This is a genomic window from Paenibacillus flagellatus (assembly GCF_003217775.1).
Taxonomy (GTDB): domain Bacteria; phylum Bacillota; class Bacilli; order Paenibacillales; family NBRC-103111; genus Paenibacillus_AB; species Paenibacillus_AB flagellatus.
The window spans coordinates 81,612-108,410 of the sequence record NZ_QJVJ01000009.1 but is presented as its reverse complement, the minus strand read 5'-3'; the positions used below and the strand labels follow the sequence as shown (position 1 = coordinate 108,410).

Sequence of the window (26,799 nt, the reverse complement as noted above, 5' to 3'; positions counted from 1 at the left end):
TCATTGTAGAACATGACGTTACGTAACGTGCAAGCGAAATCCGGAATATCTTACCATCTTTAAGCGCGTCCCCCAAGCTCTTGCCTCAACCGGCGAAACGCACAACGAAACAAACCGCCGGATCAGCTGTTCAGGCTAATACCGGCGGTTCGAATGCCTATCCTCGTTTACGGTTCATACGCGTAGAAATCATAGATGCTCCACCATGCCGATTTCGACGCCGTCAGTACGACCTTGATGTATTGTGCGGTTTGCACGGGGAACGTCATGTACAGAACCGAGCTCGACCCCGTTCCCGATGCGATTGCATTGCCCCAGTTGATCCCGTCGGAGGACACATAAACCTCGCAGGCGGCCGGGTATTCGCCCCCTCTGGGAGTGAGCGAGATCTTGTTGAACGTCTGGGGCGACCCCATGTTCACTTGCCAGTAAAGTCCCGGAACCTGGTTTTTGTACGTGGACCATCGGGTCCCGGGATTGTTGTCGATGGCGTTGGCCGGCGACTCCGCCACGGATGAGCCTGTCGCCGTCCAGCCCGTGCGGCTCAATGCGGCGCCGCTGGTCGGAGTGGCCGACACTTGCGGGGAGTCCGCACTCTCGACTCCGGATGTAACGGAGCTGACGACGTAATAATACGTGGTCCCGTTCGTCACGGACAGATCGGTATACGTGGCCGTCGTCACGCTCGGCGCGATCGTCGTGTATGGACCGCCGTTGACCGCGCTTCGCTTTACGTTGTAGCCGGTCGCGCCGCTCGAAGCCGTCCAGCTGACGGTAACGGAGCCGTTGCCCCCCGTCGCCGTGACGCCCGACGGCGCCGGCTGGGGCACGGTGACGGATGCTGCAGCCGAATCCGGGCTCGAGCCGTTCGCGTTCACAGCCGCGACGACGTAGGAATAAGTCGAGCCGGCCGTAACGGAAGTGTCCGTGTAGGCATTCGTAGCGATTCCCGTCGCCAGTGACGTATACGGGCCGCCGCTGACCGTCGCACGCTTGATGCTGTAGCTCGTCGCCCCGGCGGAGCCATTCCAGCTCAGCTGAACCGCACCGTTGTAGACGCTGGCCGTTACGCTGGTCGGCGCTTGCAGAGCGGTGCTCGTGCCGATCTCGTCGGCGCCGATATCGTAGCCGGCGCCAGTCGGACGCTGCTGACCGTCCATGTCGGTCGGGACGTCGATCGGCAGCGAGTAGCCAGCATCGATCGCAGCTTGCGCGGTGGAAGGATTCAGATGGAAATTGCCGCCGACCGCATTCATGACCCAGCTAGCCGAAGCGCTCGTGATGTTGTTGCTGAATGTTGCGGTACCTCCGTCGCGAAGCTTGACAGCCTTATCCATCAAGTTGTTGCGGATGTCGCCGCTGCTGCCCGCGAAGCGGGATTCGACGCCGCCCACGTTCACGGTCGGCGCGATGCCAAGCATCGTGTTGTTGTACACCTTGAAGCCGTTCGCCTTGTTCATGTAAACCGCCGCATCCAACGTACCGTACACGACGTTGTTGCGCATGATGCCTCCGCGGTGTTCATAGGTCGTGTCGCCGTTCCGGAACAAGGTTGGCCCGGTGCCTCCGCCGCCGAACGACATGGCGATAAAGCTGTTCAGGAACACGTTGTTCTCCACGATCGTATCCATCGAGTTGCCCTTGGCGAAGAACGCGTAGGCTACCTCGTTATTCAAGCCCTTGGCGTTCTGGAACGTATTGCCGCGGATGACCCATCCTTTCGAAGCGACCAGGTCGATCCCTTCCACGACGCCGCGCTGTCCGGTTGTCGTGTAGCCGATCAGCGAATTCTCGATCCGCCCGTAATCCGCGTAAGGCAGCTCCGGACTTCCGCCCGAAGTCGACTTGAAGCCCCCTTCGCCGTTATCCCACGTCTTGAGATGGTCGGCGTGGAAGTAGTCCGAGCCGCTGTTCACCTGAATCGAATGATAGTACGAGTCGCGAATCGTCATATGCTTGAAGGTGACGTAGTCCGAATCGTTCACCTTGAAATTGATGTCGAGCGACGAGTTGTTGATGCCCGGGCCGGCCACGACGGTATCGTTGTAGTCCGTCGTCGCCCCTTGAATCGTAATATTGTTTTTGCCGTTGATCGAGATCGTAGTCGTTTGATTGTACGTGCCTGCAGCGAGCGTAATGACCCGTCCGCTGGCCGGCGCGTTGTCGATCGCCTGCTGGAGCTGTGCCAGTGATGTGACGGTCACGGCATCCGGTACAGGGGTAACGGTCGTAGCCGACACGACGTTCGACAGAGCCGAATAGTTGCCGGCGTCATCGTACGTTTTGACAGCGAAGTAATACGTTACGCCCGTCGTAAGCTGATTGACCTGGAATTTCATCGCCGAGCCCGGATCCTTCTGCGCAAGCTCATCCTCCGCTTGCGTAGCCGAAGCCCAGTTCGCCTCGGTGATCGGGGACGTCGAATAACGGACGTCGTAGCCCGCAGCCTTGCCCACCGTACCGTCATTGCCCGGAGCGGTCCAAGTCAGCTGAACGCTGCGGATGTTCGGCGCGCTTACCTGCAGATTGGCAATCGCGGCAGGGGGCGTGGGATCGGATACCGGCGTCGTCACCGACCATACGTTCGAAATGGCCGAAATGTTGGCCGCCTCGTCCAGGGTGCGCATGGCGAAATAGTAAGTGGTCCCCGGCGTCAGACCGGACACGGCAAGCGTCTGAACGGTGCCGGCGGCTTGCGGCTGCGGCTCGTTCGTCAGCTGCGTCGCATCGTTCCAGTTGTTCACGGTAATCGGGGCCGTATGATAGCGGATATCATAGGCAGCCGCCGTTCCTACGTTGCCGTCGTCGCCCGGTGCGGTCCAGCTCAGCTTCGTCGATTTCCAGGTCGTCTGGCTGCCGGACAAATTCGTGACCGCGGCGGGAGCGACGCTGTCGCCCGGATCGGCATACACCTCGATTTCCACAGGTGTATTCACCAAGTTGACCTGACCGCTCACCCGTACGTGCCCGTTCGCCGAGAAGCGTACGTAGCGGGCATTGATCGTCGTCGGAAGCGTTATCGTCTTGCCCGACCCATCAGCCGGCTCCTGATATTCGGCATCGGTTCCGATCCCGAGTCCGGAGCTGTTGTCTTGGTCGTTGTTGAACACCGTTGTCACGCCTGTCGCGAATGCCGGGTCGTTCGACACTTGGACGACGTGGTCGCGTCCGGTCCGGTACGTATCCGGGCTTGCGCCCCAGTCGTTGCGAATGTTGATCTTTTTTATGCCGTAGGCCTGGCCCAGATCGACTTGAACCCATTTCGGACCGCTCGATACGCCGATCAGCGCATACTGATCGCGGGCCGTTACCCCGTCGGTCAAGATCGATAGCGGCTTCCCGTTCGAAACCGTTCCGTTCGACGTGACCGATTTATTCTTGGCCACGTTGATCGTCGACTCCATATCGACCCGGACTACGTTGGAGAGGCCCGATACGTTATTCGCGTTATCGCGCGTCTTCATCGCGAAGTAGTAGGTCGCGCCCGGGGTCAGCCCCAGCACGGCAAACTGCTGCTGCGTGCCGGCTACCTGCGGGGAAGGCTCCCCGACGACAGGAGTGGCCGAGCTCCAATTCGCTTCCGTAATCGGCGTTGACGCGTAACGCACGTCGTACTCGGTTGCCGTACGCTCGTTCCCGTCGTCGCCCGGCGCCGTCCATTTCAGCTCCACGCTGCTCAGCGTACGATCGCCGACCGACAGATTGGCGATCGCATCGGGCGCCCACACATCCGTATCGTTGAATACGATAATCGGTCTGTTATACGGATTCTCCGAGCTGTTAAAGGACACAGGGATGGCTTGTTTTAAAGGATCGCTCAATTTGAACGAAACCTTCTTGTCGCCCATGTGACTGTTCACGAAGTTCGTGATGTCGAATTCGTACCAGCCGGGCGCGCTGACGGGGAGCAAGCCCAGATTGACCGCTCCGGCCTCGCTCGGCAAGTTCGAGCTAGTGACGGTGCTCTCTGTCCAAGAATTGTCCTGAAGGCCGGTAATCGTAAGGTTCATCGTCTTGCCCGGCTTGGAGGCGGTATATAGCTTCAGCGTTGCGCGCTCGGCCGAGCTTCCCGAATAGCCGTTGAAATTGCCCTGCAAATAGCTGAAATAGATGCTGTTTCCGTTGTTCTGAATACCAAGCGACGGCCCGTTGGGGTAAATCGTACCGCTTGCATTCAGCACGTCGTCCGCCGGGCTGAACTCGGTGGCGGACGAGGCCGCCATCGTGATGGACACGACGTTCGACAACGCAGAGACGTTTCCTTGATCGTCGACTGTTTTCATCGCCGCATAGACGGTAGTCCCGGCGGTCGGGCCGACCACGGTCAACGCTTGCGCAGTACCGGGGGCCGCAGGAAGCACGGAATGCTCGACTTTCTGCGCGCTGCTCCAGTTCGCTTCGGTAATCGGAGCATTGGCATAGCGTATTTCGTACAGATACGCCGTCCCCGTATTGCCGTCGTCTCCCGGAGCGCTCCACGCCAACTGGAACGTGCGCGCGGTCGCCGCGCTTGCCGCCAGGTTGGAGACAGCCGCGGGCGGCGTCGTTTCGTTCGGAACAAACTCATCTGCGCCCACATCCGGCGCGCTGCCGTAAGGACGGGTTTGGCCATCCATATCGGTCGGCACCTCGGGCAATGCGGCGCCAACATCGCGAGCGCCCGTGCCGAAGAACGGATGGAGGTGATAGTCCCCATGCTCCGGATCGACAAGCCAGCTTGCGTTCGCGCCGGTTATGTTGTTGCTCTGCGTCGCCGTCGCGCTGTCGCGCAGCTTGACGGCAGCGCCGAGCAGGTTGTTGCGAATATCGCCGCTCGACCCGGCGAAGCGCGGCTCGATGGAGCCTACACCGCTGCCGGTGTTCAGAATCGTGTTGTTGTATACCTTGAACCCGGTCGCTTTGTTCAGATAAACGCCCGTGTCCAACATGCCGTATACTACGTTGTTGCGAATGATGCCCCCGCGATGCTCGTACGTGGTGTCCTGGTTGCGGAAAAACGATTGGCCCGAGCCCCCGCCGCCGAACGAAATGCCGATAAAGCTGTTTTTGACCACGTTGTTCTCGATGATCGTATCGAGGGAGTTCGCTTTGGCGAAGACGGCATAGGCAACGCCGCCATCCGCCCTCTTGGCGTTCTCGAACGTATTGCCTCGAACGACCCACCCTTTGCCGGCGATAATGTCGACGCCTTCAACGACGCCCCGGGCGCCGCCGACGGTATAGCCGATCAAGGAATTCTCGATCAATCCGTAATCCGTGTAACCGTTTATCCCGTTCACGTCAAAGGTCGTTTTAAATCCGCCTTCTCCGTTATCCCACGTCTTCAGACGGTCGGCATGGAAGTAGTTCGAGCCGTCGTTAATCTGGATGGCGTGGTAGTAGCTATCTTGAATGGTCATGTTCTTGATGGTGACGTAATCCGAATTATTGACCTTGATGTTGATATCCATGGAAGAGCTGGAGATGCCCGGCCCTTTCAGAATCGTATCGCCGTAGTTCGGCGTAGCGCCCTGGATCGTGATGTTGTTCTTGCCGGTGATCTGAATGGTCGTCGTCTGGTTATACGTGCCGGCCGCAAGCGTAATGACCCGGCCTCCCGCAGGTGCGTTGTTGATCGCCTGCTGCAGGGCGCTCAAGGAGGTGACGGTAACGGCGTCCGGAGTCGGCGTGCCGATCGTGGCGCTGACCACATTGGACAATCCCGACATGTTGCCGGACGCATCCTTGGTCTTCACCGCAAAATAATAGGTCGTCCCCGCGGTCAGCTCCTTCACCTTCATGGCCATGGCCGAACCGGATGCCTTCTGCGGCATTTTATCGTCCACGAGCTGAGCGGACGCCCAGTTCGCGGCTGTAATCGGGGAGGTGGAATAGCGCACCTCGAAGCCGGCTGCCGTCCCGATCGTCCCGTCATCGCCGGGCGCCGTCCAGGTCAGCTTGGCGGAACGAAACATCGCCTGCGACACCTGAAGGTCGGTAATGGCGGCCGGAGCTTCCGTATCGGCTGTGGGCGTTGTGGAGCTGACGACGTTCGAAAGCGCCGACTCGTTGACAACATCCTTCGACTTCATCGCAAAATAATACGTGGTGCCCGGGCTCAGCCCGCCAACCGTAAACGTTTGCGTCGTCCCCGCCGTCAGCGGGGCCGGCGGTCCGGTCACGACGGTCGCGCTGCCCCAGTTCGCCGCCGTAATGGGCGAGGTCGACCGGCGGAATTCGTAGGAGCGCGCCGTGCCGGTGTTGCCGTTGTCGCCCGGCGCCGTCCAGCTGAGATCGACCGACTGCCAGGTCGTTCTCGTGACGGAGAGATTCGTGACGGCCGCCGGCGGCGAGTTGTCCTGCGGGTCCGCATACACCTCGATCTCGACCGGCGTATCGACCGTGTTGACCTGGCCGTTGACCCGGACGTGGCCGTTCGCCCAATACCGGACATAACGGGCGTTTACCGGGTCGGCAAGCAGGATGTCCTTGCCGCTGCCGTCGCCGGGCTCGACGTATTCCTCATCGGTGCCTGCGCCCAGCCCGGAGCTGTTGTCGCCGTCATTGTTGAAGATCGTCGTCACGCCGCCGGCGAAGGTCGGATCGTTAGACAGCTGTACGATCAGATCCTTGCCGGTCCGGTACGCCCCGCTGACGCCCCAATCGTTGCGGATGTTCACCCGGGCGACGTCGTACGCCTGCCCCAGATCGACCTGGGCCCACTTGGGTCCGTCCGACACGCCGTAGAGCACGTATTTGTCTCTCGCCGTCACACCGTCCGTCAGCGCGGAGAGCGGCTCGCCGCTTGTCGAGGAGGCGTTCGTCGATACCGGCTTGCCGAGAGCGACATTCACGACCGGCATGGTCGCGATGCTCGCGACGGATGACAGGTTGGATACTTGCCCGCCGGTTCCGATCGTTTTCATCGCGAAATATACGGTCGACCCGGACGGCAAGCCTTTCACCTTCATCGTCTGAGCGGATGATGCCGCGGCCGGAGCCGGTTCGCCTATGACGCGTTTCACGACCAACCCGTTGTCCCAGTTGGCGCTTGTAATCGGAGAAGTCGAATAGCGAATGTCATAGCCGGTTACCGACGACGGCCCCGGACTGGTCCAGCTGAGCGTCGCGCTGTTCACGGTAGCGTTGCTTGCGGTTAGGTTGACGTTGATGGGAAGAGATGAGTTCGTAGCAGGGATTGCAGTGTATACTTCGAGTTCGACCGGCGTATTCACCTTCTGAATCGATCCGTCGGCCGTGCGCGTATGCCCGTTCGCCCACGAGCGGACGTAGCGGGCGGTGATCGGAGAGCTGAGCGCAATCGTCTTGCCGCTGCCGTCTGTCGGCTCCAGATAAGCGGAATCGGTTCCGGCTCCTTGGCCGGCGGTATTGTCCGTATCGTTGTTGAAAATGGTGGATACCCCGTTGGCGAACGTGGGGTCGTTCGACAGCTGAACGATAATATCGCGACCGGTTCTCGTCGCCGTCGGGTTGTAATCATTCAGCACGTTCACCTTCGTGATGGCGAACGGTTCGCCCAGATCCAGCTGCACCCACTTGGGCCCGGTCGAGGCATCGATCAAAGCGTAGCCGCCCGTTTGCCGGTCTCCGTCGACAAGCAGCTTCAAAGATGCGGCATTCGTGACAACACCGTTCGTCGACACGGTCGCCTGGCCGAGCGCGACGTTCGTCTCCGTCGAATCCGCATAAACTTTGGAGCCGGACGGAACCAGGAACGTGGCGGACAATAAGCTGGCGATAAGTAACGACACTCCTGATTTTCGGAAAACCTTAAGCATCCTTACACTCCCTTCCGTTGAATGGTCATTCCCATTGCGACAGAGCGTGCTCAACTTACATCGCGTGTAGCGTCCGTTATTTCTCCCTCCTTTCTACCGGTGGATTGGCTGCCGGAAGCGCACGTCGACCACTTTCCCTCTTCCCGCCTTGTAAGCGCTTCTCTTTTTAAGACTGACATAGTCCCGAGCGAATCGCCATTAGGATAAATTGTCTTATACTTGGTCATTTTCATCCAAATCTACTTGAACGCTTACGAGATATACCGCAGCGGGTCATGACCCCGAACCAAACCGCTAAGCCTTTATCCGAAAACAACCGGCACGCCTTCCGGCGCCTCGATCTCCAGTTCCCCCTGTGCGTAAGCGACACGGATCGTACCGGTGCGCACGCGGCACGCAAATTTGAAGCTCTCCAGCGAGTCCGGGATCCGCGGCGCCAGCCGGATGGCTTCCCATCCCGGAGCGCCGGGCTTCAGCCCCAAGATTTCCTCGATGAACAGCGGAATCGGCGCGCTGGCCCATGGATGGCACAGACTGGTGTTCCACTTCTGCTCCTTGCCCCACGCCTCGAAGCAAGTGGTCGCGCCTTCCTTAACCATATTCCCCCATGAACGGGCGTCCTCCGCCGTCAACCTGGCGTACACGTATTCCGTCTCGCCGGCTGCCGCCAGCGCCTTCAGCAGGAAGTAGGAGAAATATACACCGCAGTTCATCTTCCTGCCCTTGAGCCAGGAAGCGACGGACGAAACCGCGTCGTCCGGCACAAGCCCGAACAGCAGCGGAAGCGCGTTCGCATGCAGCGAGGCATGATTCGAGCCGATCGCGTCGACGAATCGCCGATTGTCCGCGTCGTAGAACGCCCGCACAAACTTGTCCCGAAACTGTTCCAGCTCTTCCGTCAGCCCCTCCGCCCCCGCATCCATTCCTAACGCCGCGCGGATGTCGGCAAGCGCCCTGCATGCACCGTAGTAGAAGGCGTTGACCACATTGTGGCAACCGGGGCCTACCGGGCGCGAGAGCGGGAAATCATAGCCGTCGCGCAGCCCTTCCGGCCAATCGACGAGGTTCCACTTATCGCTGACGTGCTCGAGCAGCCCGTTCGATTGGCGGTAGCGTTCGAAATACCGGATCATCGCCCTCGCGATCGGCTCCATCTCGCGCAGGAAATCGATGTCCCCGCTGTGACGGTAATATTCCAACAGCTGCATCGGCCATTGAAAGGAAAAATCGGCGATTTCCTGCATGAAGCTTCCCGGCGCCACCGCCATGCCGCCCGGACAAATATGCTGCGCGGCAAGCGCAAAATCGGTGAGCGCCTTCTTCACCATCCGCAAATCGCCTGTCGCATACATATGGGCGTGCATGATCACCGTGTTATCGCCCAGGTATTGGCCCTTCTCGCGGCTCGGGCAGTCGACGAATTGTTCCTGCGTGCCGTATTGCAGGCCGTTCCGGCATATCGTCCAAACCTGGCGGAGCATCGCGTCCGATGCTTCAAACCGGCAGGCGTCGCGGTCAAAAGGATAGTGACGCACGATCGCGGCGAACGATGCCGCTCGAATCGCAGCCGGCGAGCCGATCACCTCGACGTAACGAAACGCCTTGTATTCGAATGGCTCCAGCACGTCAAGCTCGCCCGAAAGCGTCCACCATTCCCGGTACTTGCAGTTGCAGCGCATGTCATATCGAACATGCTCGCCGGTTTCGTCCAATTCTTCTCCGCAGCGAATTTCCAGACGCTCGCCGGGTGCGCCGCACGCTTCCATGGTGAACTGGCCGGTCAGCTCCGTGCCGAAATCGATCAGGTACCGCCCGGGTTCCGGGTTGGCGACCGACGCGGGGATACGCCGATACACGGCGAGCGGGGGTATCGATTGCAGCACCAACTTATGGTCGTCGTCCTCCGCCGGATGACACGCCTTCCAAGCGCTGTCGTCGTATCCCGGCTCCCGCCATCCGCGGTCCTCCAGCCTGCTGTCGATATGCTCGAGAAACTGCGTCCGATAACCGACCGTCTCCGCGTGCCCGTCGCCGTATTGGCGGGCAACGGTATACTTCCAGGTATCGTCGCTCATCAGCAGCAGCTGATCGTCCGCGAACAGCTCGGCGATCATGCCCTGCCGCAAGTCGCCGCTGTTGTAGGCGCGATTGATCAATCCCTGATAATACACGTGCACGGCGATCACATTCTCGCCCGGACGCAGCCACTGCGTGACGTCCAGGCGCAAGTACGGGTAATGAAACGCATACCCTTGCGCGGGACCCTGCGCGACGAACGCGCCGTTCAAATACAGCTTGAAATAATCGTCCGCCGTTATATCGAGCCACATCCGTTTGCCTGCGCATTCGTCCGCCCGTAGCGAAAAGACCCGTCGCACCAGCATGTGCCGGTTCAGCAGCTCTACCGGGTGTTCCGGCCGTTCTACCCGCTCGAGCTCCTTATGCAGCAAATGGAGCGGCGCGATACCGGCGAAGCCGGCGTCTTGAATCCAGCTCGCCCGCCATGTCTTGGTCGTACTCATCCTATGCAGCCCCCTCACCTCGAAAAGTACACGTTAAATACGTCTCACTCCCATTGGCTGCCGGAGGGTTTAGCTTCCTCCGCCCCCAACGCAAGGGCCGTTTCGGGCAGCAGCTACCCGCTGCCCGAAACGGCCCTGTCTCCTATAAGCTTACTTCTTGGCTTCCTTCGCGGCGTTTTGATAAATCTCCGTCGCGGCTTGGTTGATCTTATCCATCCCTTTATCCTTGAGCGTCTTCTCGAGTCCTTGCCATACGCTGTCGAGCTTCGACGGGTCCTTCTCGAATATAAACTTCGGCAATGTTTTGCCCCACTCGGCGATGGCTTCCGTATTGAACTTTTTCATTTCGTCCGTGCCTTTGCCGGCCGTTTTCCCATAATCTTTTTCGATCCCCTTGACGAGCAGATCGGCTTGCGTTTTCGCCCCGTATTTCGACAGCGTCTCTACCACAACCGGGCTCGTCGTTTTCGCAATCCAGCTTTCCGAGAATTGCCACATCGCAAAATCGCCGTCCGACAGCGTAAACCCGGCCCCGTAGTTAGCCGACATCTGACGGGCATAGCCTAACCCCACATCCTCCCAGAACGTATCCGGGTGGTTTTTATATTGATCGACAAGCCAATCCGTCACAACCCGCTTCCCGTTCTCGACCGTGTAGTACTTGCCTTCGAATCCCCAGCCGACAAGAATCTGGTTTTCCAGCTTGAACATGTCGTCGTAGAACTGGATGATGCGGACCGGGTCCTTGGCGTTCTTCGTAATCGACAGCCACATCTCGCCGCCGCGGTTCGCTTCCAGAGACGGCTTCACAACATATTTGGTCCGCCCCGGCGCCACGATGTCGAACCAGACGTAGGAGCGGTCGGCCATGTTGTTTTTCTCCAGCGAGCCGTTGCAATCCCCTCCGCCTCCGAAGATGACGAGCACGCGGCCCTGGTTGCATTTGGTGGCAAACTGTTCTTGTGTCTGCACGAGCGATTCGGGGTCGAAGAGCCCTTCCCCGTTGATTTTGTTCAAGAATTTGAAGAAATCGGTATACCCCGGCTCGAAGAAACGCAATCTGGCGTTTAACTGATCGTCGATGACAAAGGACGAGGTATTCGCGAAGCCGGCATACAAGCGGGCTGCGGTATCGAAAATATTGAACAGCTGATTCGCGGCGCCGTAGTTGGAGAAGCCAATCGTCTTGCCTCCTCCGATCTCCGGATATTTCTTCATATAGTTCGCGGCGACGTTGCGGACATCGTCGAGCGTCTTGATCGCCGGATATCCGGCGTCCTTCAGAACGGCCGATTGGATGGCAATCCAACCCCTCTGAGTGAGATTGTTCACCTTCTTGGTCGGGGGCTGCAGCAGACCGTATATTTTCCCGTCAGTGTGCTGAAGCAAGGACAAGTCGTTGTTATACGCTTTCATAATATTGGGGGCGTGATCCTTGATGAGCTGGGTCAGATCGAGAACGGCCTTCGCTTGGATATACGACTGCAGCGTGTTGTCGTGAATGTTCACGACCTCCGGGAAATCGCCTGCCGCGAGCCAAACGTTCATCTTCGTCCGGAAGTCGCCGGTGATGATGTCCCACTTGATGGTCGCGCCCGTGCGCTTCGTAATTTCCTTTGCCACGTCGCTCGTCCAGTTCATGTTCGGATTGTCCGTATTCATCGTGAACGTGAACGGCGTCCTGGCAGCCGGTGTGGCCGGTGGCGGGTTCTGTGCGGTCTCCGTGCCCGTATCGCTTTTGGAGCATGCGGTCACCAGCAGACTTCCGGTTAGCAATACGGCGGTTAACAGGTTAAGCTTTTTCTTCTCCCACATTCGTATGCGACCTCCGCTTTTTGATCGATTTATTATTTCATACCGTCCCCTTTATGGCTCGCTTGCCGGAGACGGCAATGAAATCAGTCCTTCATGGCCCCGAGCGTCAAGCCTTTGACGAAATATTTTTGCAGGAACGGATAGACGAGCAGAATCGGTACGGTTACGAGTATGGTTAACGTCGCTTTGATGGTGAGCGGGGAAATGATGCGAGCCCCTTCGCTTTCTCCGGATTCCGAAGAGCTGGTTTCGATCGTCTGAATCATTTTTTGCAGCTCGTATTGAAGGACCGCGAGCTTCTCGTTGCGGCTGTTGTACAAGTAGTTGTCGAACCACGCGTTCCATTCGCCGACGGCGACATAGAGCGCAACCGTTGCCACGACCGGAAGACTGATCCACAGAATGATCTGCGTATAAATCCGAAAATCGTTCGCCCCGTCGATATAGGCCGACTCGACGAGCCCCTCGGGCAGCTGCTCGAAGAACGTTCTCATGACGAAGACGTAGAAAGCGCTCACGATCCCCGGAACGATATAAACGGCAAAAGTATTCATCAGTCCAAGGTTTTTGATGAGCAAATAGCTCGGAATCAACCCCCCGCTGACGTACATGGTAGTGATCAGGATGAAGCTGAACAGCTTGCGGAATATAAACGCTCGCCGGCTGAGCACATAAGCGAGCATCCCGCAAAAAAAGACGGACAAGAAGGTTTGGATCACCGTTCGCAGCACGGAATTAAGCGACGCCCGGGCCAGCCTCTCGTTCTGAAATACATAAGCGTAATTCTCGAGCGTAAACTTCCGGGGGAACAGATACAGGCCGCCCTTCAAGGCATCCGCGGTCTCGTTCAGCGAAATGATGAGCAAATAAACGAAGGGATACACGGTCGATATGGCGGCCAACGTCAACAGCACGTAGAAAACGCCGTCGGCGATTCGCTCGCCCGTAGTCCGATGATGAAGCATGGTCGGATTCTCTCCAATCGTCAAGGAATCTGTGAATTTAAAAGAGGTTGGCTTTATACCTTCTGGCAATCGCATTCACAATAAGGACGAGCGTCATGCCGACGACGGAATTGAAGATGCCGACAGCCGTTCCGAACGAGAAGTTCCCTTCGTTCAGCCCCAGCCTAAGCGCCAAAATCGAGATGACCTCCGAATAATCGGCATTGATTACGTTGCCCAGCAGAAACTGCGATTCGAACCCGCCGGTCACCAGGTAACCGATGTCCAGGATGGTAAGAAGCACCAACGTGGGCATAATCGACGGGATGACGATGTACTTCACGCGCTGCCAGCGGCTCGCTCCGTCAACCTGCGCCGCATCGTACAGGCTCGGGTCGATGCCGGAGATCGACGCCAAGTAGATGATGGCGCCCCAGCCGAACCCTTTCCACGTCAGGATCAGCGTGTGCAGATACCAGAACCATTTGGCCTGGCCGAAGTAGAAAATCCCTTCGTCAATCCAGCCCCATTTGATCATAAGCTGGTTGACCAATCCCCCGTCCGGGGAGAGCAGCATGACGAAGATGTTCGCCACGACTACCATGGAAACGAAGTGCGGCAGGTAGGTCATCGTCTGAACGGTGCGGACGAACCATTTGCCCTTCAGCTCGCTGAGTACGATGGCGAGCGTGATGGCGCAGAAGGTCCCCGTTACCAGCTGCATCGTGTTCATGACAATGTTGTTGCGCAAATCCTGGAGGAAATCGTCGTGCTTGAGCAGCGTTTGAAAATGCTTCAGCCCGACCCAATCGGCCTCCAGCAGGTTTTGCCCGATATGATAATCTTTAAACGCCATGAGCCAGCCCCACAGCGGCACGAACTGAAACAAAGCCAGATGCAGCATGATCGGAACGGACATCCATAAAAGCACCTGCTGTTTTTTGATCTGCTTCCAAAACAGCGAAATCCGCAACGTCTTCCTGCTGTTTTTTGGAATCGTTTTCAAGTCCGAAGCGGCCTTCGTATTCATTCCCATTCCTCCATCGCGTTTGACCACATTGTATCACCCGGGACGGACCGCTTTGTATCTTTTAAAATAGATGTTTACTGGGTGATTATTAAACTTTCGGGGTTCATCGGCTTCGTGTTGGAAAAAGAAAAAAACACCCGACGCGATAGGTCAGGTGCCGATCGATTATAAGGTTGTTCCCGAGCCCGGACTCTTCATCCGGCACCGGACGAAGCCGCTCGATGACGGTTCCGCTCGGACGGCTTCAGTTCCTTCGCATGGCGAAACCACGATCACTGAATTCTTTCAAATTGTACAAACCATGTGCAGCCATGTACAATTCTTTTAGAACCGCGAACATCAACACGGCGGAGGGAGAGGGCTCGCTATGAACATCACGAACAAAGTGGCGCTTGTTACCGGCGGCGGTACCGGAATCGGCAGGGCTACCTGCCTTGCTCTGGCCGAGCGGGGGGCGACCGTTGTCGTCAATTATTCGCGTTCCGAGGCCGAAGCGGAAGAAACCGTACAGATGATTGCAAACCGTGGCGGACGCGCCGTCGCGATCCGGGCGGACATCGCCCGAGACAAGGAAGTAAGAGACATGGTCGACGCCGTCGTCCGACGATTCGGTACCGTCGATGCGCTCGTCAATAATGCGGGGATCACGCGGCATATCGCGTTCGACGACTTGGAGGCGGCCACGGAGGACGTGTGGGATGAGCTGTACGATGTCAACGTCAAAGGGATGTTTTACTGCGCGCGGGCCGTCGCTCCTTCCATGAGAAAGCAGCAAGAAGGAGCGATCGTCAATCTCGGCAGCATCGCGGGGCTGACGGGCCTCGGCTCCTCGCTGCCGTACGCCGTATCCAAGGCGGCGGTCCACGGCTTGACGAAATCGCTGGCGCGCGCCTTGTCCCCCCATATACGGGTGAACTGTATCGTGCCGGGAGCCGTTGCCACCCGCTGGTGGACCGGACGGGAGGAGCAAATGAAGAAGCTCGCCCCGCAATTGCTGCTGCAGCGCATCTCGACGCCCGAAGATATCGCTCGAGCGATTTGTGCGGCTTTGGAGCAGGAAGCGATGACGGGGCAGATAATTACGGTGGATAGCGGGCAGACGCTGTAAATCGCACTCGCGGGTCTGTCTCGCTGCCCGTTATTCTTCTTGAAAGTCAAGCCGGGAAATCGGAAGGCCGAGCCATTCGCCGTACCGCCGAACCTCCTCGACGACGCGCTCTCTTCGGTCCCCCAAAGCGGCGAACGGATGAACGCTGATGTCGACGCCGTTCTTCTTCATCGTCCGTTTCCAGATTCCCGCGATTTGACCGTCGATCACGAGCATGGGAGCAAAAACGCCATTGCCGCCGGGCACCAGCAGCGGAGCGTGCTCGGCGGCTAAGACGGCGCCCCTGTCTTTATAGCCCAGCAAATATTCGTCGAATCCCGGCAGCAGGCTTATGTGGACCTGCTCCTCGATTTCCCCGGGGCCGTCGGCCCCCAGCCAATACACGTCACCGTCGATCGTTACCGAATCGAGTGCCCGTTGCGCGGCTTCGACTCCTTGCCGGGCTTCGGAAACCTTCAATCCCGACCACCAGGCGAAATCATGAACCGTCGCAGGGCCATGACTCGTAAAATACCGCTTGGCCAGCTCCCCCAGCGCCTCATCCAGGGACAACCGGTTCTCTTCCCGCACCCATTCGTCCAGCAGCACGAACGTTTGCTGCTTGCCTTCCAGCGGCCCCAGACAAATCAGTCCCAGCTGCGCCAAGTGCCACAGCAAATGGTAGCCGCGCTGATGGCGGGTACCGATGCCGGCCTCCTCCATCATTTGCATCAGGGTCGGACGGCTGATCCGTCGGCCTCCTTGCAGCGCGTCGCGCATCAGCGCTTCACACTGCGCGATATGCTCGGGGGCGATCTCCAGCTGCTCCAGCCTGCGTTTATCCTGAGCCAGGACTCGCGGCGCCAACAGCTTCAGCATCCATTTCACATCGGCCGCCGGCACGGCATGAAGCGTACCTCGCATCGCCCAAGTCAGCACGATCCGTTGTTCCTCGATCGCCCGTTCGACATCCGCGGCGGTCCCTCCCTCCGTTCGCAGCCCGATCCCCCATATCGCTTGTCCATAATCTTGCGCCTGTAAAGCGCCCAGATGCCGGATCACGTCCTCGGGCTTCTTTTCCTTCGCCCCGACAATCCGTTGATGAAGCAGCCGTCGGCTAGCGATCGCCCTGTTGGCCATTCGTCCCGCTCCTTTCCGGTTGGTATCCTATGTCCAGCTTTCCCATCCTTTGATGATAGCACATTCTGGAAAAGAATAGGGCCGCGATCGTGCTTTCGGATCGCGTAATTGTCCAAGCCATCCGGCGTTCCCTTCGCACCAAAAAAGGAAGAGCGCCCGGATTTCCGGGCGCCCTTCTGTTGGCAGACGATCTATTCGCTTCTATAAGGCCTAAACGGCCTCCGTCTTGACGGGATTCGGCGCTTTATCCAAGCCGAGCGTACGCGCGGTCGAAGCATGGATGTCGCGGATCAGATCCGGGTGCTTCAACAGCGACAGCCCGTAAGAAGGAATCATTTCGATAATTTTCGGCTCCCACGTTTTCAGATGCTGCGGGAAGCATTTTTGGATGACCTCAAGCATGACCGACACGGCCGTGGAAGCCCCCGGAGAAGCGCCAAGCAAAGCCGCGATCGAGCCGTCGGCGGCACTGATGACTTCGGTACCGAACTGAAGCGTGCCTTTGCCGGCAGCCGTATCTTTAATAATCTGGACACGCTGGCCCGCCACCAGCAAATCCCAATCCTCGCTCTTCGCGTTCGGAACGAACTCCCGCAGCGCTTCCATGCGCTGCTCCTTCGACAGCATCACTTGCTTGATCAAGTAGGTGGTCAAGGGGACGTTTTTCACGCCGGCCGCCATCATCGTGACGAGGTTATGCGGCTTGACGGATGTGATCAAGTCCATCATCGAACCGGTTTTCAAAAACTTGGGCGAGAAGCCCGCAAACGGTCCGAAGAACAGCGATTCCTTCTTGTCGATGTAGCGGGTGTCCAGATGCGGGACGGACATGGGAGGTGCGCCGACGGACGCTTTGCCGTATACTTTCGCGCGGTGCTGCGCGACGACCTCCGGGTTCTGACATACCATGAAGAGTCCGCTTACCGGGAATCCGCCGATCCCTTTTCCTTCGGGAATGCCGGATTTTTGCAGCAGATGCAGACTTCCGCCGCCGCCGCCGATAAAGACGAACTTGGCCGTACGGCGTTCGACCGTGCCGCTGTCGACGTTCCGCACCTTCAATTCCCACAAGCCGTCGCGGGTCCGGGTAATATCGTCCACTTGGTGCTTGAATTTGATATCGACATTTTTGCTCTTTAAATGATTAAACAGTATACGCGTTAAAGCGCCAAAGTTTACGTCCGTACCGGATTCGATTCGAGTGGCCGCGATCGGTTTGTTCACGGTCCGGTCTTTCATCATCAGCGGAATCCATTCCGCCAGCTTGCCCGGGTCGTCGGAAAATTCCATTCCGTCGAACAACGGATTGCCGGACATCGCTTCAAACCGTTTTCTTAAAAACGCGACGTCCGATTCCCCCTGCACAAAACTCATATGAGGCACCGGCACGATAAAGTCCCGCGGATTCCGGATCAGGTTGCTGCTGACCAGATAAGACCAGAACTGCTTGGATACCTGGTACTCTTCGTTTACTTTGATCGCTTTGCTGATATCTATGGATCCGTCCGGTTTTTCGACGGTGTAGTTCAGTTCGCACAAGGAAGCATGGCCCGTCCCCGCATTATTCCATTCGTTGGAGCTTTCCTCCCCAGCGCCAGCAAGTCTCTCCAGCACGGTAATGTCCCAGTCCGGCGCCAATTCTTTCAGCAGCGACCCCAGAGTCGCACTCATAATGCCCGCACCAATTAAGATAACGTCTGATTTGGTTTGTCTGTCGCTCATGTTTACCGTCCTTACACGCTATATTTGAAGAAAAAATACAGGAGCTCCTGCTCGGACTCCACAGCAAGCCAGGGTGTGCGCTCGTCACACCCCTACCCTAATCCAAGTGTATCACTATTATTTATAGTATTTAAGTTACTTCCTATTATATGATAGTTGGATGGTATTTGAAAGCCGGTAAATTCAGTGTTGACCCCCTGATGTCGTTAAGAAGGGCGAAACCTTCCACAAAACCCTACGAATACACAAAAAACCAAAGCCTTACCCCCGATACGGGCCAGGGTTAAGACTTTGGTCGATAACCGGGAAGCGTTCTTAGCGTCCTCCCACAACATGCTCGATTCGTTTATCCGGTACGAACCAGATTACGGCAACGAGTACGAAGAAAAAGCAGGATATCCCGGTATGGAGATAGGCTGTCAAGACCGCGATCAAGTAGAGCAAAGGCGATAATTTTACCTTCCAGTCTTTGCCCATCGTCACGACGAACGACGACTCGCCGGAATGCTGGTGCATAATCATGCGCTGAAGCAGCCGATACGAGAACGCCGCCAGCAAAAGAATGATACCGTACAGCGCTGTAGGAGTAGGGGCGAAATGGCTCTCCCCCATCCAGGCCGTCGTAAACGGCACGAGGGATAACCAGAAGAGCAGCAGCAAGTTCAGCCACATCAACCCCCCGTTCACCTTTCGAACCATGTGCAGCAGATGATGATGATTGTTCCAGTAGATGCCGACATAGACGAAGCTGAAGATATAGCTGATCATTTTCGGGGCAAGCCCGACTAACGCAGGCCAGTCATGGCCTTCCGGTACTTTGAATTCCAGCACCATGATCGTAATGATAATCGCCAATACGCCATCGCTGAACGCTTCCATCCGATTCGCTTTCATAGCGGCTCACCTTTCCTCGCTTCGCGCGATCTTTTCCCTTTTTCGATACCTGTTACTTTGTATAAATACCGTTATGTTGTCAAGGAAAATTTCACGCGTTCGATCCCGCTCTCCCCAATCTGCATAAGTTCGGTTCCCTTCCAGCCATAATATAGGGGGCTCCTCCAAAGCCTAATCCGACCAAGGAAATGGAGATCAATCCACGATGAGACTCGGCTCCCACGAAGCGCACGAATTAAACGAGCTTTTGCTTAGCTGTACGAACTCCATTCAGTCCATGGCGCTTTTTATAAATCAAGCGCAGGACCCGGAGCTTCGGGACATGATCGTTCGTCATTATGCGGTGCATGTGCAGGATTACAACATGAAAGTGGAGTTCGCGAACCAGATGATCTCTCGCGACCAATTGAATATCCCTGCCTTGAGCATGGAGCTTGTAACGGAAGGGCCTGCGTCCCAATACCCGGGCATGCAGCCGAAGGTCAAGCTGCAGCAGATGGACGATCGCGCGATCGCAACCTCGTATTTGTTGACTCTGAAGCGTGCCGGCAGAGAATATGCTTGGTCGGCCATGGAATGCTCCACACCGCAGCTCCGAGCCTTCTTGGAGGACGCCTTCCGTATGTGCTCGCATCAAGCTTATGAAGTATGGGCCTACATGGCGCGTCGAGGGCTTTATCCTGTCCAATATGCGACGAATACGGCGATGCAAGCGATGCAGCAAATTTACCAGCCGGTTCCCCAGCATAACCCCGGACAGCTGTACAGCTAATGTAATACTGTCATCGCTTGTACAAGAGTAGGCCGCCGGAGGAATCCGCGGCCTTCATCGCTTCAAGTCGGTATTCCCTTTCAGATCCTCGATTAGCGCTTTAATCTTTTCTTCCGTCAGGCCGATCGGCGTATTCACCATCACTTGTAGGCCGGGAGCGTCGCTGACCTGCAGCGTGATATGCTCCAGCACCAGTTCCCCGGCTTCCGGATGAAAATATCGCTTGCTCCCTTCCGATACCGGAAGCACCTCATGTCTCGCCCACCACTCCCGGAATAGAAGGCTTTCCGCGGAAAGCTTGGCGATGAACTCCTCCCACCACGGATCCCCGGCGTACGTTCCGTAGCTGGCCCGAAACTGGGCGAGCCTCATTCGCGCGTGCTCCTCCCATTTCCCCCGCAGCAGCTGCCGCAAATAGGGGGAGGTGAAAGCCCGCCATACCATGTTTCGCTCCTGCTCCGGCATCACGCGATAATCGCCGACGACGGCGCACGCCGCCAAATTCCATGCGACCACGTTCCAACGCACATCGGTCACGATGGCCGGGCAATAGGAAAGCCGGTCCAGCATGTGCTGCAGCGTTTCGCTTACTTCGGTTCGTTGCGAATGCAGAACATCCGCGGGAAGCTGCTTCGTTGCCAGCAAATACAGATGCTTTCTTTCGCTGCCGTCCAGCCTCAGCGCTTTGGCGATGCTGTCAAGCACCTGCCCGGAAACCTGAATATTCCTTCCTTGCTCCAGCCAGGTATACCAGTCGACACTAACTCCGGCAAGCATCGCTACCTCGCTGCGCCTAAGACCGGGCGTCCGCCTTCTGCCGTCATTTTGAAATCCCAGCGTCTCCGGCTTCAGCCGCTCCCGCCTCGTTCGCAGAAACTGCCCCAGCTGCTCGAGCCTGGCTTCATCGGTCGTGTGTTCCATTAACGGTGGCCCCCTTCCTTTATACCGGAACGTCCGCCAAGGTAGGAGTAATAATCCTATGACAAACCGTCATCTCGTCAACCCTATCTCCCCCATTATACACTCAATCTGCAATCATAAGGGAATAGGAGGCCGGCTATGACGACATTGTCACCATCCACTTCAACATCGGCCGCGGCAAGAAAGAGACCGCTCGCTTTGTTTGGACTTTCTCTCGGCTATTTTATGGTGCTGCTCGATACGACGATCGTCACGGTCGCGCTGCCGGCCATCCACACCGATATGGGCGGCCCGTTTACTTCTCTCGAATGGGTGGTTAACGCTTATACGGTCTTGTTCGCCAGTCTTCTGCTCAGTATGGGGGCGCTGTCCGACCGATACGGAGCCAAACGCATCTTCGGCGGCGGACTCGTCCTGTTCGGGGCCGCTTCCGCTTTATCGTCCGCGGCTCCGACATTAGGAGCCTTGATCGTGCTGAGGGGGATTCTTGGCATCGGCGGCGCTGCAATGACATCCGCTTCACTGACGCTGATCTCCTCCCTCTACGAGGATCCGAGGGAGCGAACCAAAGCGCTCGGCGTCTTTGCCGCCGTTTCCGGCATCGCTTTGGCGGCGGGACCTGTCCTAGGGGGACTGCTTTCGGATGGGGTCGGATGGCGAAGCATCTTTATCGTGAACATCCCGATCGCCGTCCTGAGCTTGATCCTCCTTGTCTCGCATGCAAGAGAGACCGATCGCAACAAGGAGCGCAGCCTCGACCTTGCCGGGCAGCTGACCGCAACCTTATTCTTCCTCGCGCTGACCTTCGCACTGGTTGAAGCCGGCTCGTTAGGCTGGAGCTCCCCCTTCGTGACGTCGGCAGCGGGCATCGCCGCAGTCAGCCTGTTCCTGTTTGCCGTCGTAGAGGCTCGCGGCAAGTCGCCGATGCTGCCCGTGCAGCTGCTTCGGGAACGCCGCATATCGGCAGGGCTCGCCGCCGGGCTTGCCGTGAACTTCGGGTTATCCGGTTGTCTGTTTGTGCTTACCTTCTTCTTTCAGCAGGTCCTCGGCTACTCCGCGTTATTGACCGGGCTGGCGTTCCTGCCGTTGACCTTGCCGATGATGGTCAACCCGATGTTGACGAGCCGCATCGTCAACCGCGTCGGTGTAAGGCTGCCGTTGATAGGCGGCTTCTTCGTCTCCGCCGTCGGTACGGCCTTGCTGGTCGTCGCAAGCCGCGCCTCCTACTGGCTTTTGTTCGTCGGTTTATTCTTGATCGGTTACGGCCTTTCTTTAACGATTCCGTCGCTGGTAACGACTGTCGTCACCTCCTCTCCCCCCGGTCAAGCCGGCGTCGTCTCCGGCTCGCTGAACGCGATTCGCCAGCTCGGCGCCGCTCTGGGCGTCGCCGTTCTCAGCTTATACAGCAACGGCGGCGCCGGCGCCGAAACCGCCGCAGCCACATCCGCATCCGGGGTGACTGCCGCGCTTCTCGTCTCTACCTTCGTGCTTGTCGGCGGCGGGGTAATGGCGCTCTTATTCATCGGTCGGCAGCCGGAAAAGAAGCAAGCCTAACGGGCAATCCTCCAGAACGGTTCGGCATAACGAGCATAACGAGCATAACGACAAAAAAAGAAAAGGAGCTTGCCTTCGCAGCTCCTTTCCTAACCACTAGAAACGACCACTAGTTGCTCTTTGACACCGGCACGATCTGCCTCGTGGAGACGTTAAGGCGATTCCAGAGGTTGGCCGTTGCGATGCCGGCGATAAGCGTCGCCAGCGCCTGCACCTCAAAGTGTCGGGCGGCTTCGTTAAAGATGTCATCCGGCACCGGGTCTACCCGCTCCTGGAGACGGGTCACCGCTTCGCTCAGCGCAAGGGCCGCACGCTCGGCGTCATCGAAGTACCGGGTGTCCCGCCATGCCGATACGGCGAGAAGACGTTCCGCGGATTCTCCCGCCGCCAGGGCATTGCGCGAATGAAGCTCGACGCATACGCTGTCCCCGTTGAGTTGGCTCGCCCGAAGATACGCCAGGAAGAGCGTACGACTGGGAATACCGGTTTGTTCAGCGGAGGTGAACAGCGCTTTGCCCAGCGACTGTAAAGCTTGCATCGCATCGGGTACGAGCATAGCTGGACTTTCCATTCTTGCCTTCATGGGGGAATCTCCTTTACTGTGGATTAGAACCGTTCCGGCTCTCTACTATGCTGACGAATCGGCCCTTGGGAAGTGTGACAACGGGCGATGACCCGATTGTTGTCGCATTGTTCGGGTTCCATTCGTCAATATAATAGAGAGGTATTGATTCTTGGACGAGGGAGCTTGGACGATGAGCGAACAGGTCGGGTTGGCCCATGTATTCGAATCGCACCGCAAGGATCTTTTGGCCGTCGCTTACCGTATGCTGGGATCGTTGAGCGAAGCGGAGGATGCGGTACAAGAGGCATGGTTGCGTCTGAGCCGGACGGAGGCAGGAAGCATTGTGAACTTGGGGGGATGGTTGACCACCGTCGTTTCGCGGATCTGTTTGGACATGCTGCGCTCGCGAAAATCCAGGCGAGAAGATGCGATGGACGTACATCTGACGGAGACTTTCGGGAGCCATGAGCAGGTAATCGATCCCGAGCAAGAAGCCATATTGGCCGATACGGTCGGAACGGCCTTGCTGGTCGTGCTCGGCAATTTGAAGCCTGCGGAACGGATTACATTCGTGCTGCACGACGTTTTCGCCATGCCTTTCCATGAAATTGCCCCTATTATCGGAAAATCGGAGATGGCGACAAGGCAGCTTGCGAGCCGGGCACGTCATCGGGTTCGCGGGGGGAAAGCCATGCCGGAAGTCGACCATACTCTCCAACGCAACGTCGTTCAAGCCTTTCTTGCGGCGGCGCATGCCGGCGATTTCGATCGTCTGGTAGCCGCGCTCGATCCGGACGTTGTGGTTCGCGACGATCGTCAACCAGGACCTTCGCGAGTCACACGAGGAGCGGCTGCTCTGGCGAAGCAAATTTCAGGGCGCGCCCAAAAAGCCGCACAGCTTGCCCTTGTGAACGGAACCGTAGGAATTATAGCGGCCCCTCGAGGCCGGCTGCTCTACGTACTCCGGTTTACGCTGCGCGGCGGAAAAATCGCCGAAGTCGACGTGATCTCCGATCCTGCGCGCATCAACCGGCTGGATCTGGCCTTGCTATGCGATTGAACATGAAAAGGGGCCCGTTCCAGCTGTATTTCAAGCTGACCGGGCCCGAGTATATCGCTATCACAACCGTTAGCGCCGTAAAGCTGTCGGAACTTATCGCGGCTGCCGCCCCCTATATTCATGCTCCAGTATGCTCATCATAACGTCGGTTTCAAATTTGTCCTCGATATAGGCGCCCTCTCTCTCGTATCCTTCAATGACAAAACCGCACTTTTCGCAGCATCGAATGGTACGAACAGAGCCCTTCTTCCCCTTGTCGCCTAATCCGGCAAGTTTCCGGACCGCGTCCCTACTTCATAGGACGGACGCACGTGATCGTACATGAGATGCAACACCATGCCGGTCGCCGCATGATCCAGGTTATGGCAGTGGTCCATCCACATGCCCGGATTATCCGCGATAAATGCGACTTCGTATGATTCGCCGGGCATGACGTTTAACGTATCGGTCAGCCACGGCGTTTTCACCTTCTCGCCGTTTTTCTTCAAAACCGTCATATGATGCCCGTGCAGGTGCATCGGATGCTCGGTCAAACTTTTGTTCACGAACGTCGTTTTAACCCGATCGCCTTCTTTGACGACGAAGGTGGGAACCTTAGGGTAAACCTCTCCGTTGATCGTCCATAAGAAATGAAAGTTCCCGTTGTAAAAGCCCATCTCGTTGCCCAGAATCATCAGAAATTCCCGATCGAATCGGCTTGCTGCCGTTACGTCGTTGGCGACGGGCTTGCCGTAATCGGACGGATCGAACTCGGCGGTTTCCGCCCGGAGGACCGGCTTCTCCGGTGGGCTGTCCGTATAGAAAAGGATTCCCGGGCTGCTTTCACGTTGGGAGTCGCCGAGCTTAAAGAAGACGGGATGATCCGGCATCGTGAAGATCACGTCGTATCTGCCGCCCGAGCCAAGACGAAACGCCGTTTGATCGGACAATGGCTGCGGGTCTTGAATCCGCATCCCGTCGATGCTTGCGATTCGGAAGTCGGTTCCTTGCAGCAAATATTTTTCCGAATGATTATGGGCGTTGACGATTCGCAGCTTTACGGTTTTCCCCGGCGCCACCCGCTTCCGCTGCCAGTCGTCGTGGCTTCCGAATGCTTTCTTATAACCTTGGTCGGTCTCCCATCGATGGTTAATCACGGTCAACTGTTCGTCGTAGACCTCGGTTTCCTGTGCAGGCTCGACGATCAGCGTGCCGAAAAGGCCTTTCCCTACTTGCTCCGACGCTTGCTGATGGGAGTGTAACCAGTAGGTTCCTTCCTGCGCGGCGCGAAATTTGTAAGTGAACGATTGCCCCGGTTTCACGATATTTTGGGTCATCCCCGGCACGCCGTCCATCGCATTCGGTACGTTGTACCCATGCCAATGAATCGTAACGCCGCTATCGAGATCTCGATTGATCAGCTTCACTTCGACCATATCGCCGTGCTTGACCCTAAGCTCGGGAGCGATTTCACCGTTGTAGGTCCAGGCATCGACGACGGCTCCGGAAGCGAGCGATATCTTCTTGCGCTGGGCCACCAGCTCAAACTTCACATCGGCGGGATCCGAAAGGTCTCCTGTCAGAGCGGCCACTTCTACGGTATCGGCTTGATGATTCGAATGATGCTGGCGATGGTCATGAGGGCCGGATCCTCCGGACATCCGGGTAACCGTACCGCCCCCTTCGTCCATCCGATCGTGATTCATCATGTCGGACGCTTCCGGCAGCTTGGAGGCGCTGACTCCCGTCAGTATTTGGGTTACGAGGATGGCGATGGCCGTCAGGACGGTGAGTAAGCCTGCCGACACGAACTTCAGCAGCCTGAAGATAGGCCTGCGATGAAGCTGTTCCCCTTGCACTACCTTACGATATCTCCCTCTTGCAAAAATTGCCGGCACCATCAACAGGAGCGCAACCAGCATGAACCGCTGGGCGATCTCGACCGGTCCGGGCAGAACCGGCTGGGCAAAGACGGCGCTGAAGGCGGAAATGCCGGAGGCAAGCGCCGCCGCTAAGCAGGAAAGCGCTACGGAAGGATGGGCCACTATGCGCAGCGTCGCCGGCGTCGGCGGTTCCCCGCCGGAATCCCGCAAGCTTTTTAACTTGGGCAGAACCGCTGCCGCCACATACAATTGAGGAACCAGCGTGAGCGGGATAAGCGTTTTGACCGTGCCTTCCGCAAACAGCCAGCCGCTTGTAAAGAGTTGGCTGAGGATCGCCCCGTACCAGAGCGCACTCAGAAGAAGTGCCGCGCCACCCGTCCAGAGCAAAAAGGTTTTTCCGCTTCTCAAGCTTTTGTTGGTCTTGCAGTAGGGAAGGCCTGCCGCCGTCATGCCGGCAATCCCCCATAACAGGGTCATACCGGCCGTAGAAATGATGCTGATTATCGTGACGAACATGGTTTCCACTCCTCGTGATCGGATACATCGTCAGCCGGACGCTTGCGGCTTGGACTTTCGGACCTTGGCCTTTATTTTCCCGAACGGTTTGAAATAAGAGAGCGCCGTCATAAAGATCAGCGAGACGATATTGGCAATAGCCCCTCCGATCAACGAATAGCTTGCGTTCCGAAAGGCGGTATCGCTCAGCGCAAGGAATCTCTCTTGTTTGGCGATGCGAACGATTTGAGATAACCAGTCCCCCATAAACTCGATGCCGAAACCGATCAACATTAGGGTCAGAATCAGCTTGGTCAAGATCCAGTAATGCTTGAATAGCCCCCAATTCGTCCAAACGGACAGTATAATGCCAGTCAGCAGCGCAGCAAGAGCGGTGTACCGGATGAACACGACATCGATCAAATGCATATTGTCCAAGGTATAGTAGAGCTGCTCGCCGTTCTCCGCCTTCAGCATATGGGTTCCGAGCAGCAGCATGACCATCGCTCCGCCAAGCCAGCAGACCACCGCAAGCACATGGAGAATGACGATCGCTTGCTTTTTCTTAATCGATAATTTGTAACCCACGTTCCAATCCCTCCCCAACGGGCTTCTTGGTAACTAAACTACCAGCGAAA

At 57.4% G+C, this 26,799-nt stretch carries 16 protein-coding genes; 4 read left to right on the top strand and 12 right to left on the bottom strand.

What is annotated here, in order from left to right:
* Positions 1–167: 167 nt before the first annotated feature.
* From DLM86_RS20025 to DLM86_RS20005, 5 genes are all read right to left on the bottom strand, one after another.
* Positions 168–7,751: a fibronectin type III domain-containing protein gene (locus DLM86_RS20025; RefSeq protein ID WP_158289582.1), complete on the bottom strand. Its 7,584-nt coding sequence runs from the start codon at positions 7,749–7,751 to the stop codon at positions 168–170.
* A gap of 329 nt (positions 7,752–8,080) precedes the next feature.
* Positions 8,081–10,300 (bottom strand): family 78 glycoside hydrolase catalytic domain, encoded by a 2,220-nt coding sequence (locus DLM86_RS20020; protein ID WP_110841839.1) that lies wholly within the window; start codon positions 10,298–10,300, stop codon positions 8,081–8,083.
* Between the two features lie 150 nt (positions 10,301–10,450).
* Positions 10,451–12,115, bottom strand: coding sequence for a type 2 periplasmic-binding domain-containing protein (locus DLM86_RS20015; protein ID WP_110841838.1), 1,665 nt, complete (start codon positions 12,113–12,115; stop codon positions 10,451–10,453).
* An 83-nt stretch (positions 12,116–12,198) separates the two neighbouring features.
* Positions 12,199–13,080 carry a carbohydrate ABC transporter permease gene (locus tag DLM86_RS20010; protein ID WP_110841837.1) on the bottom strand — a complete coding sequence of 294 codons (882 nt, stop codon included), beginning with the start codon at positions 13,078–13,080 and terminating at the stop codon, positions 12,199–12,201.
* A gap of 37 nt (positions 13,081–13,117) precedes the next feature.
* Positions 13,118–14,089 carry an ABC transporter permease gene (locus tag DLM86_RS20005; RefSeq protein WP_158289581.1) on the bottom strand — a complete coding sequence of 324 codons (972 nt, stop codon included), beginning with the start codon at positions 14,087–14,089 and terminating at the stop codon, positions 13,118–13,120.
* A gap of 367 nt (positions 14,090–14,456) precedes the next feature.
* On the opposite strand from DLM86_RS20005, the gene DLM86_RS20000 reads away from it, so the two are divergent.
* Positions 14,457–15,197 carry an SDR family NAD(P)-dependent oxidoreductase gene (locus DLM86_RS20000; RefSeq protein WP_110841835.1) on the top strand — a complete coding sequence of 247 codons (741 nt, stop codon included), beginning with the start codon at positions 14,457–14,459 and terminating at the stop codon, positions 15,195–15,197.
* 30 nt (positions 15,198–15,227) lie between these two features.
* Here DLM86_RS20000 and DLM86_RS19995 read toward each other — a convergent pair whose 3' ends face one another.
* From DLM86_RS19995 to DLM86_RS19985, 3 genes are all read right to left on the bottom strand, one after another.
* Entirely contained in the window at positions 15,228–16,316 is a 1,089-nt protein-coding gene (locus DLM86_RS19995) for a winged helix DNA-binding domain-containing protein (RefSeq protein ID WP_110841834.1), read from the bottom strand.
* Positions 16,317–16,526: 210 nt separating this feature from the next.
* Complete coding sequence (locus DLM86_RS19990; protein WP_110841833.1) at positions 16,527–18,038, bottom strand: malate:quinone oxidoreductase; 1,512 nt, start codon at positions 18,036–18,038, stop codon at positions 16,527–16,529.
* Between the two features lie 315 nt (positions 18,039–18,353).
* Positions 18,354–18,932 (bottom strand): TMEM175 family protein, encoded by a 579-nt coding sequence (locus DLM86_RS19985; protein ID WP_110841832.1) that lies wholly within the window; start codon positions 18,930–18,932, stop codon positions 18,354–18,356.
* 322 nt (positions 18,933–19,254) lie between these two features.
* Between DLM86_RS19985 and DLM86_RS19980 the strand changes: the two genes are divergently transcribed.
* Positions 19,255–19,704 carry a spore coat protein gene (locus DLM86_RS19980; RefSeq protein ID WP_245954736.1) on the top strand — a complete coding sequence of 150 codons (450 nt, stop codon included), beginning with the start codon at positions 19,255–19,257 and terminating at the stop codon, positions 19,702–19,704.
* Positions 19,705–19,758: 54 nt separating this feature from the next.
* Here DLM86_RS19980 and DLM86_RS19975 read toward each other — a convergent pair whose 3' ends face one another.
* The gene (locus DLM86_RS19975; protein WP_110841830.1) at positions 19,759–20,625 is read right to left on the bottom strand and encodes a helix-turn-helix transcriptional regulator; all 867 of its coding nucleotides are present in this window, start codon (positions 20,623–20,625) and stop codon (positions 19,759–19,761) included.
* Between the two features lie 138 nt (positions 20,626–20,763).
* Between DLM86_RS19975 and DLM86_RS19970 the strand changes: the two genes are divergently transcribed.
* The gene (locus DLM86_RS19970) at positions 20,764–22,179 is read left to right on the top strand and encodes an MFS transporter (protein ID WP_110841829.1); all 1,416 of its coding nucleotides are present in this window, start codon (positions 20,764–20,766) and stop codon (positions 22,177–22,179) included.
* Between the two features lie 109 nt (positions 22,180–22,288).
* Here DLM86_RS19970 and DLM86_RS19965 read toward each other — a convergent pair whose 3' ends face one another.
* Positions 22,289–22,762: a carboxymuconolactone decarboxylase family protein gene (locus DLM86_RS19965; RefSeq protein WP_110841828.1), complete on the bottom strand. Its 474-nt coding sequence runs from the start codon at positions 22,760–22,762 to the stop codon at positions 22,289–22,291.
* A gap of 172 nt (positions 22,763–22,934) precedes the next feature.
* Here DLM86_RS19965 and DLM86_RS19960 point away from each other — a divergent pair, with 172 nt between their 5' ends.
* Positions 22,935–23,804: a sigma-70 family RNA polymerase sigma factor gene (locus DLM86_RS19960; protein WP_110841827.1), complete on the top strand. Its 870-nt coding sequence runs from the start codon at positions 22,935–22,937 to the stop codon at positions 23,802–23,804.
* Positions 23,805–24,064: 260 nt separating this feature from the next.
* Here DLM86_RS19960 and DLM86_RS19955 read toward each other — a convergent pair whose 3' ends face one another.
* Positions 24,065–26,182 carry a multicopper oxidase family protein gene (locus DLM86_RS19955; protein WP_110841826.1) on the bottom strand — a complete coding sequence of 706 codons (2,118 nt, stop codon included), beginning with the start codon at positions 26,180–26,182 and terminating at the stop codon, positions 24,065–24,067.
* Positions 26,183–26,212: 30 nt separating this feature from the next.
* Positions 26,213–26,749: a hypothetical protein gene (locus tag DLM86_RS19950; protein WP_110841825.1), complete on the bottom strand. Its 537-nt coding sequence runs from the start codon at positions 26,747–26,749 to the stop codon at positions 26,213–26,215.
* Positions 26,750–26,799: the final 50 nt, after the last annotated feature.

What these genes read in the sequence shown, in the direction of transcription:
- DLM86_RS19965 (WP_110841828.1), bottom strand. Translation starts at nt 22,762, where the DNA reads ATGAAGGCAAGAATGGAAAGTCCAGCTATGCTCGTACCCGATGCGATG.
- DLM86_RS20005 (WP_158289581.1), bottom strand. Translation starts at nt 14,089, where the DNA reads ATGAATACGAAGGCCGCTTCGGACTTGAAAACGATTCCAAAAAACAGC.
- DLM86_RS19985 (WP_110841832.1), bottom strand. Translation starts at nt 18,932, where the DNA reads ATGAAAGCGAATCGGATGGAAGCGTTCAGCGATGGCGTATTGGCGATT.
- DLM86_RS19975 (WP_110841830.1), bottom strand. Translation starts at nt 20,625, where the DNA reads ATGGAACACACGACCGATGAAGCCAGGCTCGAGCAGCTGGGGCAGTTT.
- DLM86_RS20015 (WP_110841838.1), bottom strand. Translation starts at nt 12,115, where the DNA reads ATGTGGGAGAAGAAAAAGCTTAACCTGTTAACCGCCGTATTGCTAACC.
- DLM86_RS19990 (WP_110841833.1), bottom strand. Translation starts at nt 18,038, where the DNA reads ATGAGCGACAGACAAACCAAATCAGACGTTATCTTAATTGGTGCGGGC.
- DLM86_RS20020 (WP_110841839.1), bottom strand. Translation starts at nt 10,300, where the DNA reads ATGAGTACGACCAAGACATGGCGGGCGAGCTGGATTCAAGACGCCGGC.
- DLM86_RS20010 (WP_110841837.1), bottom strand. Translation starts at nt 13,080, where the DNA reads ATGCTTCATCATCGGACTACGGGCGAGCGAATCGCCGACGGCGTTTTC.
- DLM86_RS19995 (WP_110841834.1), bottom strand. Translation starts at nt 16,316, where the DNA reads ATGGCCAACAGGGCGATCGCTAGCCGACGGCTGCTTCATCAACGGATT.
- DLM86_RS19970 (WP_110841829.1), top strand. Translation starts at nt 20,764, where the DNA reads ATGACGACATTGTCACCATCCACTTCAACATCGGCCGCGGCAAGAAAG.
- DLM86_RS19960 (WP_110841827.1), top strand. Translation starts at nt 22,935, where the DNA reads ATGAGCGAACAGGTCGGGTTGGCCCATGTATTCGAATCGCACCGCAAG.
- DLM86_RS19955 (WP_110841826.1), bottom strand. Translation starts at nt 26,182, where the DNA reads ATGTTCGTCACGATAATCAGCATCATTTCTACGGCCGGTATGACCCTG.
- DLM86_RS19980 (WP_245954736.1), top strand. Translation starts at nt 19,255, where the DNA reads ATGATCGTTCGTCATTATGCGGTGCATGTGCAGGATTACAACATGAAA.
- DLM86_RS20000 (WP_110841835.1), top strand. Translation starts at nt 14,457, where the DNA reads ATGAACATCACGAACAAAGTGGCGCTTGTTACCGGCGGCGGTACCGGA.